Genomic DNA, 15,745 nt, shown 5'->3' on the forward strand with positions numbered 1-15,745 from the left:
TAATAAACGAATAACCAATTAACCAAATTTATACAGATCTGCAAGGTGCGCTTGGCGCATCTGCATAGCAAATTAGCCAATGCTATATTACCTGTTTAACTACTTAAACAAAAATTACAGTATCCCGGGCGCGGGGGTATTCCAATACCTCACGTTCCGTATGGCGATGGCTGTTATTGTTTCCTTGTTGGTTACTACTGTTTATGGCAGAAGGTTAATTGATTATCTCCGCTTTAAACAAGTTGGCGAAACCGTACGCAATCTTGGTCTGGAAGGCCAGATGCAAAAATCCGGCACTCCAACAATGGGTGGTGTTATCATCCTTTTGGGTATACTAATACCAACGTTGCTTTTTGCACAGCTGGATAACATTTACATTATCATGATGCTGGTTACAACGGTTTGGCTGGGTGCAATTGGCTTTTTGGATGATTACATAAAGGTTTTTAAAAAGAACAAAGAAGGGTTGGCAGGCCGTTTTAAGATAACCGGGCAGGTTGGTCTTGCGCTGTTTATTGGGTTTACAATGTATTTCAACAGCAATATCCTCATCCGCCAGGAAGTGCAGTTACCGGTGAAGTATGATGTCCCTGTTCGTTTTCATATGCGGGGGGATAAACCTGTATATACACAGGACATTAAGTCTACCAAAACAACAATGCCTTTCTATAAGAATAACGAGTTTGATTACGGTAAGGTGCTTAAGTTTTTGGGTAAGGGTTACGAGCATTATGCACTGGTAGTATTCATGTTTTTTACCATAATCATCATCACCTTTATATCTAATGGTGCCAACATTACGGACGGTATAGATGGCCTGGCGACAGGTACATCAGCCATTATAGGGCTTACGCTGGCTATTTTGGCATACGTATCGGGCAATACTCTAATAGCCGATTACCTGAACATTATGTACATACCAAACTCTGCAGAGCTTGTGATTTTTGCAGGTGCGTTTGTAGGTGCGTGTGTAGGCTTCTTGTGGTACAACTCTTACCCCGCACAGGTTTTCATGGGTGACACCGGCAGTTTGGCAATAGGAGGGATAATAGCAGTTTTTGCAATTATGATTCGCAAGGAGCTGATGATACCGGTACTCTGCGGAATTTTTGTTGTAGAAAATTTTTCGGTAATGATACAGGTAGGATGGTTCAAGTGGACTAAAAAGCGCTTTGGCGAAGGGCGGCGTGTTTTCCTGATGGCGCCGCTTCATCACCATTATCAAAAAAAGGGCTTTCACGAGTCTAAGATAGTTACCCGCTTTTACATCATTTGTATTATGCTGGCCATCATCACCGTGATAACATTGAAATTGAGATAAACAGTCCCGAGTGAGTACCAGAGAATATAACAACAGATAGAATAAGAAACAATGTCTACACAACCAAGCAGTTCAGCTCAACAGGATTTCGCCCAAAAAAGGGTGGACGGAGCGAGAATTGCTATTCTCGGCGCGGGTGAGAGTGGTGTTGGTGCTGCATACCTTGCTCAACAGAAAGGTTACGAAGTGTTTGTTTCTGATTTTGGTCCTATTGCGGATAACTATAAAAAGCAATTGCAGGATTGGGCTATAAACTTTGAGGAGAACGGCCATACCTACGAGTTGATACTGAACGCAGATGAAGTTGTTAAAAGTCCTGGAATTCCGGACAAAGTGCCTGTCGTTAAGCAACTGCTTGCACAAAACACGCCGGTAATATCGGAGATAGAGTTTGCTGGTCGTTACACAGATGCAAAAATGATATGCATCACGGGCTCAAACGGAAAAACAACTACTACCAGCCTGGTTTACCACATTCTTAAAAACGCTGGATTGAATGTTGGTTTGGCTGGTAACATTGGTAAAAGCTTTGCCTACCAGGTAGCTACCGATACATACGATTACTACGTACTGGAAATAAGCAGCTTTATGCTGGACAATATGTACAAGTTCAGAGCTAACATAGCGGTGTTGTTGAATATCACACCCGACCACCTGGACCGCTACGACTATAAACTGGAGAACTATGCCGCATCTAAATTCAGGATAACGCAAAACCAGAGTGCCGAAGACGTTTACATCTATTGTGCAGACGATGCTGAAACAATTAAAATAATGGAGGGAAAAGCAATAGCTGCACAGCAGCTGCCTTTCTCAATAAATAAGAAAATAGAACCGGGAGCATATCTCGAAAACGACAATATTGTCATAAATCTACATCAACAACATTTCCAAATGTCGATTACCGAACTGGCCCTGCAGGGAAAGCACAACCTTTACAACTCAATGGCTTCGGGCATTGTTGCGAAAGTACTAGAGTTGCGCAACGAAACGATTAGAGAGAGCATGGGCAATTTCCAGAGCATTGAACACAGGCTGGAGTTCGTGGCTAAAATATCAGGCATTAGCTTTATTAATGATAGTAAAGCTACCAACGTGAACAGCACCTGGTACGCGCTTGAAAGTATGACTACAGATGTTGTGCTTATCCTTGGTGGTGTAGATAAAGGGAATGACTACGCTATGCTGCGCGACTTAGTAAAGCAAAAGGTGAAAGCTATTGTATGCCTTGGTAAAGATAATAAGCGTATTCATGATGCTTTTGAGGATGACGTAGAAGTTATTGTAAATACATCATCTGCATCTGAAGCAGCGCAGGTCGCGTATCATCTGGCAGCTAAAGGGGATACTGTTCTGCTGTCACCAGCATGCGCGAGTTTTGATTTGTTCAAAAACTACGAAGACAGGGGCAGGCAGTTTAAAGAAGCAGTTAAAGAGCTTTAATAATATTAGTCAATTAACAAAGGGATGGATCAGATATTAAAAAATGTAAAAGGCGACAGGTGGATATGGCTTATAGTCATACTGCTATCGTTGATATCTCTGCTGGCGGTGTATAGCTCAACCGGCACCATTGCTTATAAGCACAATACAGGTGCCGAGTCTTACCTCATGAAGCATATGTTCATGTTGTTTGGTGGTTTGGCGCTTATGTATATTTCCCACCGATTAGACTACCGTTGGTATGCCGGAATATCGAAGTTATTAATGATCATCACTATACCGCTGCTGCTTTATACGCTTGTATTTGGTAGCCACGTGAACGATGCAAGTCGCTGGATAGCCATCCCGGGTACTGGCTTAACCTTCCAAACCTCTGACTTAGCTAAGCTGGCGTTAATAACTTACCTGGCGCGTACCTTATCGCGTAAGCAGGAAAACATCAAGGATGTAAAACAGTCATTCATCCCTATCATGGGGTCGGTATGCCTGGTGTTTATACTTATTGCACTTGCAAACTTATCAACGGCACTCATGCTGTTTGGTGTAAGTATACTGCTGTTAATTATTGGGCGTATTAGCATTAAACAAATATCCGTAGTGTGCCTAGCGGGTATGGTGTTGCTTGCCGGGGTAATATTTTTAGGCCCAAGGCGTGCTACTTACGTGTCGCGTATACAGGCCTTTATGCATCCCGAAAAAGCCAATCCTGATAAGTCATTCCAAAGCGATCACTCTAAAATAGCTATTGCTACCGGAGGCTTTGTGGGAAAGGGCCCGGGTAACAGTACCGAGCGTAACTACCTTCCTCACCCATATTCAGATTTTATATACGCAACCATTGTTGAGGAATATGGACTGATTGGCGGCTTTATGCTGGTGGGTATTTACCTGTTTCTACTATACAGATGTATCAAGATAGTAACAAAAGCGCCTAAGGCTTTCGGCGCATTGCTGGCGGCGGGTTTAAGTTTTAGCTTGACCATTCAGGCGTTTGCCAATATGGCTGTAGCTGTAGGTTTAGGTCCAGTAACTGGCGTGCCATTGCCATTGGTTAGTATGGGTGGTACATCCATATTGTTCACAAGTGTGGCATTTGGTATTATACTCTCTGTTAGCAGGGATATTGACGAACCAAGGAAAGTTGTTGTAGGAGAGATTCGGGAGGCATAATACCCCCGGCTACTAATTGAATACAAAATAATTTAGAAGATACGAGCAATAGATGAAAACACAAGGTAGCAACAAAAGCAATCAAAATCTCTCCGCAACCGGAAGGAAAGCTGCGCTGCGTGTTATCATCAGCGGCGGCGGTACGGGTGGCCATATCTTCCCGGCTATTTCTATTGCCAATGCGCTAAAGAAGATTGATCCTGCCACGGAGATATTATTTGTTGGCGCAACCGGGCGTATGGAGATTGAAAAAGTGCCGGCTGCAGGTTACAAAATCATCGGTTTAGACATACAGGGTATTCAACGTAAATCTATTCTCAAAAACATCATGTTTCCGATTAGGCTGGTCGGCAGTGTGCTTAAGGCAGTAAAGATCATAAAGGATTTTAAACCGGATGCTTGCGTTGGAGTTGGAGGATATGCATCGGGGCCACTATTGTATGCTGCATCATTGCTGGGAGTTCCAACCCTCATACAGGAGCAAAACTCATATGCGGGTATTACCAATAAATGGTTAGGGAAGAAAGCTAAAAGGATATGCGTTGCTTTCGACGGTATGGCTAAGTTCTTTCCTGCTGAGCGAATTATTAAAACAGGTAATCCTATTCGTAAAGACTCGGTAAACATTGAGGGTAAGCATAAAGAGGGATTGGAGCTCTACAAGCTATCAAACCTGAAAAAAACTATACTAATTACTGGCGGGAGCCTTGGCGCACGTACGCTTAATAACAGTGTACTGGCTGCGTTGGATAAGATTGTTAAGGCCGATGTGCAGGTGATCTGGCAAACAGGTAAGTTCTATTATAAGAGCATACTGGAGCAATTGGGTAAGGACATCCACCCGAACATAGCGGTCGTGGAGTTTCTAAATCGCATGGACCTGGCTTATGCTGCTGCGGACGTGATTATTTCACGTGCCGGAGCCGGTACCATAGCAGAGCTTTGCGTAATAAAGAAACCCGTTATACTGGTGCCATCGCCAAACGTATCCGAAGATCATCAAACCAAGAACGCACTTGCATTGGTACAGGAGAACGCAGCTTTATTAGTTGCCGACCGCGATGCCGAAGCACAACTGATTGACAAGGCGATTGAACTTTTAAACGATAAAGATTTACAAAAGAAATTAAGCGATAACATAGGTAAGCTGGCTATGCCGGACGCCGATGATGTAATTGCGAAAGAAGTTATCCAAATAACAAACAACAATTGAATCTGGCTAACTCCGCTGTGGCGGGGCTAGCCTTTTTTAAACGAGTAAAATGGAATTAAAGAACATACAACGTGTATACCTGGTAGGGATTGGCGGCATAGGCATGAGTGGCCTTGCGCGCTATTTTCATCATTTAGGTGCGGTTGTATGTGGATATGATAAAACAAGTACCCCGCTGACGGATGCGTTGCATAACGAAGGAATACGGGTGATATTTGAAGATAGGGTAGACTGGATACCAATGAGTTTTCAAAAGCCCTGCGATGGTACGCTAATAATTTTTACACCTGCTATTCCTCAGGATTCGGCAATATTAAACTACTTCCGAAGTAACGGTTTCGATCTGCAAAAGCGGTCTCAGGTTTTAGGCATTATCAGCCGTGGGATGTTCACTATTGCGGTTGCGGGTACCCATGGAAAAACGACCACATCGGGCATGATCGCCCATATTTTGAAAGACTCCGGCAAGGATTGTTCCGCATTTCTTGGAGGCATATCATCCAACTATAATACTAATGTGCTGTACGGTAACAACGATATCGTAGTGGTTGAAGCTGATGAGTACGATAGATCGTTCCTGACGCTCAATCCTGACACTACAGTGATCACCTCAATGGATGCCGATCACCTTGATATCTATGGAGATCATTCGCAATTGGAGGAGTCGTTCAGGTTGTTTGCTTCGCAGATTAAAGAGGGTGGCGTGCTCATCCGTAAAAAAGGCTTGCCACTGGATGGCGGCTACACCTATGGCATTGATACAAATGCCGATGCTAACGGAACCAACATCCGGATTGAGGACGGCAGCTTTTACTTTGATTTTAGTAGTGCAGGCGTTTACATCCCTGATATTAAGATGGGCATAGCCGGAATTCATAACGTGGAAAATGCCGTAGCTGCTATAGCTGCTACATTAAGGCTAGATATTTCTGCAGATGCGATCAAACTGGCTCTAGGTTCATTTAAAGGCATTAAGCGCAGGTTTGAATATATAGTTAGAACTGAAAAGCACATTTATATAGATGATTACGCACATCATCCTGAAGAGTTAAGAGCTGCCATATCGTCTGTAAAAAAGCTGTTCCCGCAGAAGAAATTGACGGTAATTTTCCAGCCACACCTGTTTACCAGGACGCGTGATTTTGCTGACGGCTTTGCTGAGGTATTGGATATGGCGGATGAGTTACTGTTACTTGATATTTATCCTGCAAGGGAGTTGCCCCTACCAGGTGTAACCAGCGATATGTTGCTGGACAGGATGAAATTGCCGGGTAAACGAAAATGTGGAAAACAAGAAGCTATTGATATTGTGCGGTTTGAGAAACCTGAGCTACTTTTAACCGTAGGAGCAGGCGATATAGACCAGCTTGTTCAACCACTTAAAAATGTATTAGAAAATGTTTAAGAAACGCATTTGGAAACCACTGCTTATTGGTTTGGGCTGGACTATCAGCTTAGCCGGGTTGGTGGTGCTTATGAGTTTCATCGAGGTAAAAAAATCTGAAGTGGTGTGCAAGGCCATTAAGGTATATATACCCGGCAGCCATTACTTTATAGACAGGCAGGAAGTGGACAATATCCTGGAAATGGATAGCCATACGCTGATTGGCCGCCGTATAGAAGCAATAGATATTCACGCGTTGGAAGAAAGGCTTAAAAATAACCCTTTTGTGGAGTTTGCTAAAGTATACGTGGATATGGATGGAGTGATACAGGTAGAAGTTAGCCAGCGCCAACCAATCCTGCGCGTAATGAACCGGTTTGACCAGGATTTCTATATAGATCAGCATGGATTAAAAATGCCGTTATCGCAAAGCTTCACAGCACGTGTAATTGCCGCTAACGGGTACATAGACGAGCTATTTGCTAATAAGGTAGATTCATTGCACACTGGTTTGGCTAAGCAGATATTTGCTACGGCAGATTTCATCAGAAAAGATTCACTTTGGGACGCACAAATAGCACAGATATACGTTAACCAGGATCACGAAATAGAATTAGTGCCCAGAGTGGGTAATCAGCGCATATTGCTGGGCAATGCCGATTCTCTCGATGTTCGTTTTAATAATCTGAAAGCGTTTTACAAACAAGCGGTGCCGTTGGTAGGATGGGATGCTTACAAGCAGATCAACATTAAATATACCAACCAGGTGATCGGCGTAAAAAACCAAACCTTGCTGGACTCGTTAGCAATGGCGAAAAAAGAAGCGGCGCGCAAAGCAACTGCCGATTCTATACGCAATGTAATGGCTGGCAGTGCTGCATCAACAGATTCGGTTACACTGGCCCTGGTTAGTAGCAATGTTGCCAAACCAGAAGTGAAAAAGCAAACTGCGGAAAGTAAACCTGTAGTACACAAAGTAGCAGCTACTACAACAACAAGCAATAGTAAATCAGTAGCTAAACTGACTAAACCAGCGGTTGTTAAAGCCGCAGCTAAAAAGCAGCCTGAAAAAGCTAAAGCAACTAAACTAACTGCAAAGCCGGCAGTTACCAAGGCAGTAAAGCAAGGCGCAAAAAAAACGACTAAAAAGACATCTACTTAAAATCTTATTTATATGGACAAGAGTTCGACACAGGAAAAGAGTTCGCCAATTGTAGTTGGGCTGGATATTGGCACCACCAAAATCTGCGCAATTGTTGGCCGCCGTAGTAAGAACGGCAAAATTGAGGTATTAGGCATAGGAAAAGCCGAATCGGCGGGTGTTACACGCGGGATGGTATCAAACATCGACAAAACCGTGCAGGGTATTACGCAGGCAGTAGATGTAGCGGGTACACAATCAAATGTAGAGGTGCGAATTGTAAACGTTGGTATAGCTGGTCAGCACATTAAAAGCTTGCAGCACCGCGGCCTTATCACCCGTAAGGACCTTAACACCGAGATTGGCCGTAAGGATATAGATAAGCTGGTAGAAGACATGTATAATCTGGTAATGCCTCCGGGTGAAGAGATCATCCATGTGCTGCCGCAGGAGTTTACAGTAGATAATGAACCGGGTGTTAAAGATCCGATAGGCATGGCAGGTGTGCGTTTGGAAGCCAACTTCCACATCATCTCCGGCCAGGTTACCGCTATAAAGAATATAGTAAAATGTGTTAACAAAGCCGGGCTGGAAAGCCAGGAGCTTATACTGGAGCCGTTAGCCTCATCAGAGTCGGTATTAAGTGATGAAGAGAAGGAAGCTGGTGTAGTATTGGTGGATATCGGCGGTGGTACAACAGACGTTGCTATTTTTCACGAAGGTATCATTCGCCATACTGCGGTTATTCCGTTTGGTGGTAACAGCGTAACAGAAGATATCCGTGAGGGTTGCTCTGTAATGCGCAACATTGCTGAGCAGCTTAAGGTAAGGTTCGGTTCGGCATTGGCAGAAGAGAATAAAGAAAACGAGATTGTATGCGTACCGGGATTACGCGGCCGTGAGCCGAAGGAAATATCTGTGAAGAACCTGGCGTTTGTAATACAGGCGCGCATGGAAGAAATCATAGAACATGTGTACTATGAAATTAAATCTTCAGGATACGAGAAAAAGCTGATCGGCGGTATTGTGGTAACCGGCGGTGGTGCGCAGTTAAAGCACCTTACTCAATTAATTGAGTATGTAACCGGCCTTGACTGTCGCATTGGGTACCCTAACGAGCACCTTGCTAAAAATGAGGTATTGCCTAAGACAATTTACGAAGAGCTGCAAAGCCCTACGTTTGCTACAGGTATCGGCTTATTGATTAAGGGCATACAAAAGATGGAGTACGATGGTGTTGTACAAACAGCACCAGTTGCCGCCAAAATAGAGAAAGCCAAGTATACCGATGACCGTAAATTTGGCCTCTTGGGTAAAATATTAGAGTCGGGAAAGAAGTTTATAAAGGATGATATAAAGGACGAAGATTTCTTGAAGTAGGGCGGGGTTAATATTTATTCACAATAATTAAATTATCCACATATGCACAAATGTGGATAAACCATGTGGAAAATATCCTAATATTACGATAAGAAAATCTATCAAATCATCAAACCACAAATAGCTGAAAAACAAGGATTATGCAGTTTGAGATGTTAAAGGAAAAATCGGCAATCATCAAAGTTATTGGTGTTGGCGGTGGTGGCGGGAACGCAGTAAACCACATGTACAGGCAGGGCATTAAGGGTGTCGACTTTATTATTTGTAATACCGATGCCCAGGCGCTGGAGCTTAGCCCAATACCAAACAAGGTGCAGCTGGGTGCGAGTTTAACAGAAGGTATGGGCGCGGGCTCGATACCCGAAGTGGGCAAAAATTCGGCTATAGAGAATATTGATGATATAAAGCTGATGCTAGGCTCCAACACTAAAATGCTGTTCATTACAGCAGGTATGGGTGGTGGTACCGGTACAGGCGCAAGCCCTATCATAGCAAAGGCTGCGCGCGAACTGGATATACTTACAGTAGGCATTATCACTACGCCGTTTTCTTTTGAAGGTAAACGTCGCCGTATGCAGGCCGAAGAAGGTATGGAAGAGTTACGTAAATACGTTGATTCGTTCCTGGTGATATCAAACGACCGCCTGCGCCAGATATTTGGTAACCTTACCATGAGCTCGGCATTTGCGCAGGCTGATGATATTTTGACCACTGCCGCAAAGGGCATTGCCGAGATCATTACGCTGCCAGGCTATATAAACGTCGACTTTAAGGATGTGCGCACCGTAATGAAAGATAGCGGTGTTTGTATAATGGGCAGCTGCAGCGCCGAAGGTGAGAACCGCGCGCTTAAGGCTGTAGAAGGTGCGCTTTCATCTCCGTTATTGAAAGATAACGAAATTGAAGGTGCCCGCTACATATTGCTGAACATCAGCTCTGGTGAGAAAGAGGTAACTATGGACGAAGTTACAGTGATCACCGACTATATACAGGAAGAAGCCGGTTTAGCCGCAGACCTGATATGGGGTAACTGTAAGGATGAGAACATGGGTGACCATCTTTCTGTAACCATAATTGCTACTGGTTTCCAAACTAAGGATGAGCGCGATAAAGAGCACAGCAATAAGAAAGTTGTTTCTATGCTGATACCTGAGAACGCGCCGCTGGTAAAACCGGTGAACGAGTTCATCAACCCAGTAAAAGTTGAAGCAGACGCAATGGATCAACCTTTTATCAAAAAGGAGATGCCTAAGCAAACTGCGCTGTTAGACCTTTTTGCAAAAGCAGAAGAGCAGGACAAAGCTGACCAAAATGAAGTAATCAGGTTTAACCTTACGGAAGAGGAGGCACCTGTTGAAGAGGAGCCGGAAGAAAGCGGATTTACCTTTAAGGTAACTGAAACTGTAATGAACTTTGCACCTGTTGCAGAGCCAAAGCAGCCTGAACCAGAGCCAGAGCCAGAACCTGTTGTTGGTGCTGACGAAAACAAAACGGACGAATCAATAGAGGAGCAGCTTCGCAGGTCGCGTGAACGTATCATGCGTTTAAAAGATCTAAGCATGAAACTGCGTAACGGAAATATACAGGAACTGGAAAATGTGCCAGCATATAAGCGTAAAGAAGTTGCTTTGCAGCAAACACCAGCAAGCGACGAGAGCCAGGTATCCCGTTTCTCGCTGATGCCTGACAGTGATGGCAAAGCAGAAATCAAGAACAACAATTCGTTCCTGCACGATAATGTAGATTAGTCTGTTGCCATGGGCTACAATCTATAAATTATGGGGGCGCGGTTTCGTGCCCCCTTTTTTGTTATATAGCTAATGGCGTTTGGTTATAAACTATTATAAAAAGTAATAACGTTTGAGAACACCCGTTGTAAGGGTTATATTTGCACATTAATCATTTTTAAGGGAACATCATTTTGGATCTTTTTGAAAAAATAAACAAAACTATGGGTGGCCCAATAGGGCAGCATCAGAAATGGTCGCACGGTTACTTTTCGTTTCCGCGGCTGGAGGGAGAGATACATCCGCACATGATGTTTAATGGCAAAGAGCACCTGGTTTGGAGTTTAAATAACTATCTCGGATTAGCCAACCATCCAGAGGTTCGTGAGGCAGACGCGCAGGCTGCTGCAGACTACGGCATGGCTTACCCTATGGGTGCCCGTATGATGTCTGGCAACACCAGGCACCATGAGGAACTGGAGAATGGCCTTGCGGAATTTGTTGGTAAAGATGCCGCATTTTTATTGAATTACGGTTACCAGGGAATGGTGTCTATTATAGATGCGCTTGTTGACCGTAACGACGTTATTGTTTATGATGGCGAATCGCACGCCTGCATTATTGACGGTGTAAGGTTGCACATGGGTAAACGCTTTGTTTACCAGCACAACGATATACAGAGCTGTGAAAAGCAGCTGGAGCGGGCAACTAAGCTGGTTGAACAATCCGGTGGTGCTATCCTGGTAATTACTGAAGGTGTATTTGGTATGTCCGGAGCAATGGGCAAGCTAAAAGAGATCATTAAGTTAAAAGATAAATACAATTTCCGTTTGCTGATTGATGACGCGCATGGTTTTGGCACTATGGGTGCAACGGGTGCAGGCACTCACGAAGCACAGGATTGTATTGAAGGTGTGGATGTGTACTTCGGCACCTTTGCAAAATCAATGGCGGGCATAGGTGCTTTTGTAGCATCTGACCAGGAGATCATCAACTACTTACGATACAACATGCGTTCGCAAACATTTGCGAAGGCCCTGCCAATGCCTATGGTGCTTGGATTGAAGAAGCGTTTTGAGCTGTTAAAATCAAAACCCGAACTTCGCGAAAAGTTGTGGGAGATTGCGAAAGCTTTACAGAATGGACTGGTAGAACATGGCTTTGATATTGGTATAACTGATACAATGGTTACGCCGGTGTTCCTTAAGGGCGACCTTAACGAAGCGACGAGCCTAACAATGGACCTGCGCGAAAACTACAGCATATTTTGTTCTATAGTAGTTTACCCGGTAATACCTAAAGGGTTGATAGAACTGCGCCTGATACCTACAGCAATGCATACCCTGGAAGATGTAGAACGCACCCTCAGCGCTTTCAGCGAAGTTGCAGGCAAGCTTAAGGCCGGTTTTTACAGAGAAAAGAAGATGGCGATTGCATAGTTTGCAATTAAATCAGTCTTCAATACTAAAAATTTAGCCGTGCATTGTTGCACGGCTTTTTTGTTGCTTGTGCGGCAATAAAATGCTTATAAGTTTTCTTTACAACCATAAGTAAATATATTTTCTCGTGATTTAATTTTTGTAAACTCACTTGAGGTATATTTAAGTAGATAAAATTTGTAGCTCAAATTGCAGTTGCTTTCTAAGTCTTTCAACTGCGGAAAATGTTGATAAAAACCATTTTAAAGCCACTATTTTTGTGGTCGAAAAATTTTTATTTAAAAAAAAAGCCTTTAGATTAGCTTTAATTAAAACAATAAACCTCAAAATTTAAAGGAGTTTCACAATGAAAAAATTTACTGAAGTAAAAGAACTGGTTGCATCTCTAGAAGCCGATGCCGACAAATTTTATAACAAGGGAAACAGCGCTGCTGGTACACGTGTTCGTAAAGGCATGCAGGACCTTAAAAATTTAGCTCAGGCTATCCGTCTTGAGATACAAGAGTCTAAAAACCAAGCGTAATTATTCCGAAGCAACATCGTTTACTTCAATAGCAAAAAACCCGGTCTAACCAAGCCGGGTTTTTTGTTTTGTTACTACCAGGGTTGGTATTAACCTATAAGTTCAATTTGTTTTTTGATGTTTTGAGCAGTTGTGTCGCTAACACCAACCAGGGGCAGGCGTACAGTGTCGCCGGCAATGCCAAGCGTTTTTAAAGCGGACTTTACACCTGCAGGGCTTCCTTCAGTAAACATCAGCCGAGTAAATTCAATAAGGTCGTAATGTGCAGCATGTGCAGCCTTATAGTCACCCGTTAAGCAGGTACGAACCATGCTTGACACCTTCTTTGGCAAGGCGTTACCAGTTACCGATATTACACCAACAGCGCCCATCGCCATCATCTGCAGCGTGATAGGGTCATCGCCGGAGATCACTAAAAAGTCTTCTGGTTTGTCCCTCATTAGTTGGTTCAGCAGATCGAAATTACCGGAAGCTTCCTTAATGGCAATGATGTTTTTGAAATCCTTTGCAAGCCTAACAGTAGTTTCGGCAGATACACTGCTGCCGGTACGGCTTGGTACATTATAAAGTATAATGGGCAGCGGTGATACCTCAGTCAAAGCCTTGTAATGCTGATATATACCTTCTTGTGTAGGTTTGTTATAGTGCGGACTGGCAGACAAAATAGCATCATATCCGTCAATGTTGAACGCTTTAAACTCGGCAACAGTTTCTGCTGTATTATTGCCGCCAATGCCGGCTACAAGTGCAACGCGTTTATTTACGGTTTTGGCTGTGAACTCCCACACCTGCTTCTTTTCGTCTTTGCTTAAAGTAGCGCTCTCGCCTGTAGTACCCAGGGATACTATGTACTCCACTCCGCCGCTAATAAGGTGTTCGATAATCCTGCCCAAGGCATCAAAATCAACTTGCCCATCAGCCTGAAAAGGGGTTACTATGGCCACCCCCGTTCCGTAAAATATGTTCATCTACCAATTATTTAAAAGGACGCTAAGATAATAATTTAGTTGATTACTATGTGATGTGGGCAAGCTGAACTAATGCTTTTAAGCAGGATGACTAATATGGGCTAATTTTATATAACACCGTGCAGTGCGCCACCTTTTTTGCCCATTTCATCCACTAGCTTTTCGGTAGCAGGGTCGCGTTCCAGCACAGGCGCATGTTGCGGCTTTATCCGTGCATCTATGATCAGCGGACCGTGACATCCCCAGTGCTTGTGTTCGGTAAAACTGTTGATGCCGTATATATCATGTGATGGATTGCTGCGGGTGAAGGTTACCCATACCAGGTTGTTTATATTTTGCGCGGTAAATGCAGCATCATCACATAACACAATCAGCGGTAGCCCGTTTAGTTCTGCTTTGCCTAAATGTTCCTGTAAAATCTCCAGCATCAGCTCCATATCGCTGCTCCTTATATTTTTTGGCAGCTCAACAGCTAATACGCCAGGCATGGCCATTTTGTATGTTGTAAAAGGCCGTGGCAAATTAAAGGCAGGTGGCAATTCATTCCACAACTCCCGTTTTATTTCACCGGCAACTGTAATGGCTACCTTGCTACCGCTGTTAAGCCCGTCGCCACTATAGTCGAGGGTATCAATAGTGGTACGGGTATGGAAATGCAGGTCGCGGGTCAGGTCTATCCGCTGCAGGATATGCTTTAAAAAGCCTTCTATATCATTTACATTCAATGCAGGATCATCTTCCTTAGCTGCTATAAACAAGTATTTGGCCAGGCTTAGCTGTCCCTTGCCAAGGATATGATTTGCAATGGTTATAATCTCCTGAGGTTGCCGTCCGCTTACATAGGGCGTGTAACGTTCGCTGCCGATGGCAAACAGCAGTGGGTGTACACCAGCCGCGTCGACCGCGTTAACAGCGTGAAGGCCTGGAATTTCTTTTGGTAATGCGCTGCCGGTAATTTCGTGTATAAGCGCGCCAAAACTCGTGTCCTCCTGTGGCGGTCGGCCTACCACTGTAAATGACCATACAGCATTTTTACGATGATAAACATTGTGCACCTTCATAAGCGGGAACGGGTGCTTCAGGCTATAGTAGCCCAGGTGGTCGCCAAAAGGCCCTTCCGGTTTATTTTCCATCGGCATAACCGTACCTGTGATCACAAAGTCGGCATCGGCCGATACACAAAAGCCTTCGTTATCATAAAAATACCTGAACCTGCGGTTACCCAAGGCTCCCGCAAACGTCATTTCCGAAAGACCTTCAGGAAGAGGCATCACCGCAGCTACCGGATGAGAAGGAGGCCCACCTACAAAAATGCTCACCTTTAATGGTTGGCCTTTTGCATTTGCCTTGGTTTGGTGCACGCCGATACCCCGGTGAAGCTGATAATGGAGCCCTATTTCTTTATCCTGCACGTAATCGTTTCCGCCGAATTGGATGCGGTACATGCCAAGGTTAGCATTCATAATACCCGGCTTGTCGATATCTTCAGTATATACCTGCGGCATAGTCACGAATGGTCCGCCGTCCATTGGCCAGTTCACCACCTGTGGCAACTCGCCTATAGTTGTACGTTCAAAATTGCAAATGGCACTGCTGCCCAGTTTTAATGGCAACGCAGATATTGCTGTAAGTGCAGTATTAGCGTATTTAAATGGATTTCGGACAGCCTTTATAGGGTCGTTCTTGATATCTACGAGTGTTTGTATCTTCTCAAGCGTATCCCTGAAAATAAATTTTGAGCGATCCAGCGTGCCGAAAAGATTAGAGAGCGCCGGGAATTTACTCCCTTTTACATTTTCAAACAATAAGGCAGGCCCCTCATGCTCGTACACGCGGAGGTGGATAGCGGCCATTTGCAAATGCGGGTCTACCTCTTCCTTTATGCGGATAAGGTGTCCGTGTTTTTCGAGATCGGCGATGCAGGCTTGTAAACTCTTGTAACCCATAAGCGCTTCAAAGATATTACAGTTTAGCCTGTTTGAAGTCTAATCTAAAAAACTTATCTTACTTTTACGCCGTTCACCATTATACCTTCG

At 44.0% G+C, this 15,745-nt stretch carries 12 protein-coding genes; 10 read left to right on the forward strand and 2 right to left on the reverse strand.

The genetic code is table 11. From position 1 onward, the window contains the following. Nucleotides 1–79: 79 nt before the first annotated feature. The 10 genes from mraY (at nucleotide 80) to AC59GT_RS03800 (ending at nucleotide 12,741) form a co-directional block, all read left to right on the forward strand. Nucleotides 80–1,321 carry a phospho-N-acetylmuramoyl-pentapeptide-transferase gene (gene mraY, locus AC59GT_RS03755; RefSeq protein WP_497236388.1) on the forward strand — a complete coding sequence of 414 codons (1,242 nt, stop codon included), beginning with the start codon at nucleotides 80–82 and terminating at the stop codon, nucleotides 1,319–1,321. Between the two features lie 51 nt (nucleotides 1,322–1,372). After that, nucleotides 1,373–2,764, forward strand: a complete 1,392-nt coding sequence (murD, locus tag AC59GT_RS03760) for a UDP-N-acetylmuramoyl-L-alanine--D-glutamate ligase (RefSeq protein WP_497236389.1) — start codon at nucleotides 1,373–1,375, stop codon at nucleotides 2,762–2,764. Nucleotides 2,765–2,788: 24 nt separating this feature from the next. Further along, the gene (locus AC59GT_RS03765; RefSeq protein WP_117384229.1) at nucleotides 2,789–3,934 is read left to right on the forward strand and encodes an FtsW/RodA/SpoVE family cell cycle protein; all 1,146 of its coding nucleotides are present in this window, start codon (nucleotides 2,789–2,791) and stop codon (nucleotides 3,932–3,934) included. A gap of 52 nt (nucleotides 3,935–3,986) precedes the next feature. Continuing rightward, complete coding sequence (gene murG / locus AC59GT_RS03770; RefSeq protein WP_497236390.1) at nucleotides 3,987–5,147, forward strand: undecaprenyldiphospho-muramoylpentapeptide beta-N-acetylglucosaminyltransferase; 1,161 nt, start codon at nucleotides 3,987–3,989, stop codon at nucleotides 5,145–5,147. A gap of 49 nt (nucleotides 5,148–5,196) precedes the next feature. After that, complete coding sequence (murC, locus tag AC59GT_RS03775) at nucleotides 5,197–6,552, forward strand: UDP-N-acetylmuramate--L-alanine ligase (protein ID WP_497236391.1); 1,356 nt, start codon at nucleotides 5,197–5,199, stop codon at nucleotides 6,550–6,552. Then, nucleotides 6,545–7,693: a POTRA-like domain-containing protein gene (locus tag AC59GT_RS03780; RefSeq protein WP_497236392.1), complete on the forward strand. Its 1,149-nt coding sequence runs from the start codon at nucleotides 6,545–6,547 to the stop codon at nucleotides 7,691–7,693. Before murC ends, AC59GT_RS03780 begins: the two co-directional genes overlap by 8 nt. A 12-nt stretch (nucleotides 7,694–7,705) precedes the next feature. Then, nucleotides 7,706–9,052 (forward strand): cell division protein FtsA, encoded by a 1,347-nt coding sequence (gene ftsA, locus AC59GT_RS03785; RefSeq protein ID WP_205771917.1) that lies wholly within the window; start codon nucleotides 7,706–7,708, stop codon nucleotides 9,050–9,052. 140 nt (nucleotides 9,053–9,192) lie between these two features. Beyond that, entirely contained in the window at nucleotides 9,193–10,800 is a 1,608-nt protein-coding gene (ftsZ, locus tag AC59GT_RS03790) for a cell division protein FtsZ (RefSeq protein WP_497236393.1), read from the forward strand. 173 nt (nucleotides 10,801–10,973) lie between these two features. Then, nucleotides 10,974–12,218: an aminotransferase class I/II-fold pyridoxal phosphate-dependent enzyme gene (locus AC59GT_RS03795; protein ID WP_497236394.1), complete on the forward strand. Its 1,245-nt coding sequence runs from the start codon at nucleotides 10,974–10,976 to the stop codon at nucleotides 12,216–12,218. 346 nt (nucleotides 12,219–12,564) lie between these two features. Next, nucleotides 12,565–12,741 (forward strand): BF3379 family histone-like protein, encoded by a 177-nt coding sequence (locus AC59GT_RS03800; RefSeq protein ID WP_117384223.1) that lies wholly within the window; start codon nucleotides 12,565–12,567, stop codon nucleotides 12,739–12,741. An 89-nt stretch (nucleotides 12,742–12,830) separates the two neighbouring features. Here the strand turns inward: AC59GT_RS03800 and dapA are convergent, their stop codons facing one another. Both dapA and AC59GT_RS03810 read right to left on the reverse strand, forming a co-directional pair. Continuing rightward, on the reverse strand, nucleotides 12,831–13,709 hold the full coding sequence (gene dapA, locus AC59GT_RS03805) for a 4-hydroxy-tetrahydrodipicolinate synthase (RefSeq protein WP_497236395.1): 879 nt from the start codon (nucleotides 13,707–13,709) through the stop codon (nucleotides 12,831–12,833). Nucleotides 13,710–13,816: 107 nt separating this feature from the next. Beyond that, complete coding sequence (locus AC59GT_RS03810; protein WP_497236396.1) at nucleotides 13,817–15,655, reverse strand: UbiD family decarboxylase; 1,839 nt, start codon at nucleotides 15,653–15,655, stop codon at nucleotides 13,817–13,819. Nucleotides 15,656–15,745 lie beyond the last annotated feature (90 nt).

This window comes from Mucilaginibacter sp. 320_HR (assembly GCF_059691875.1).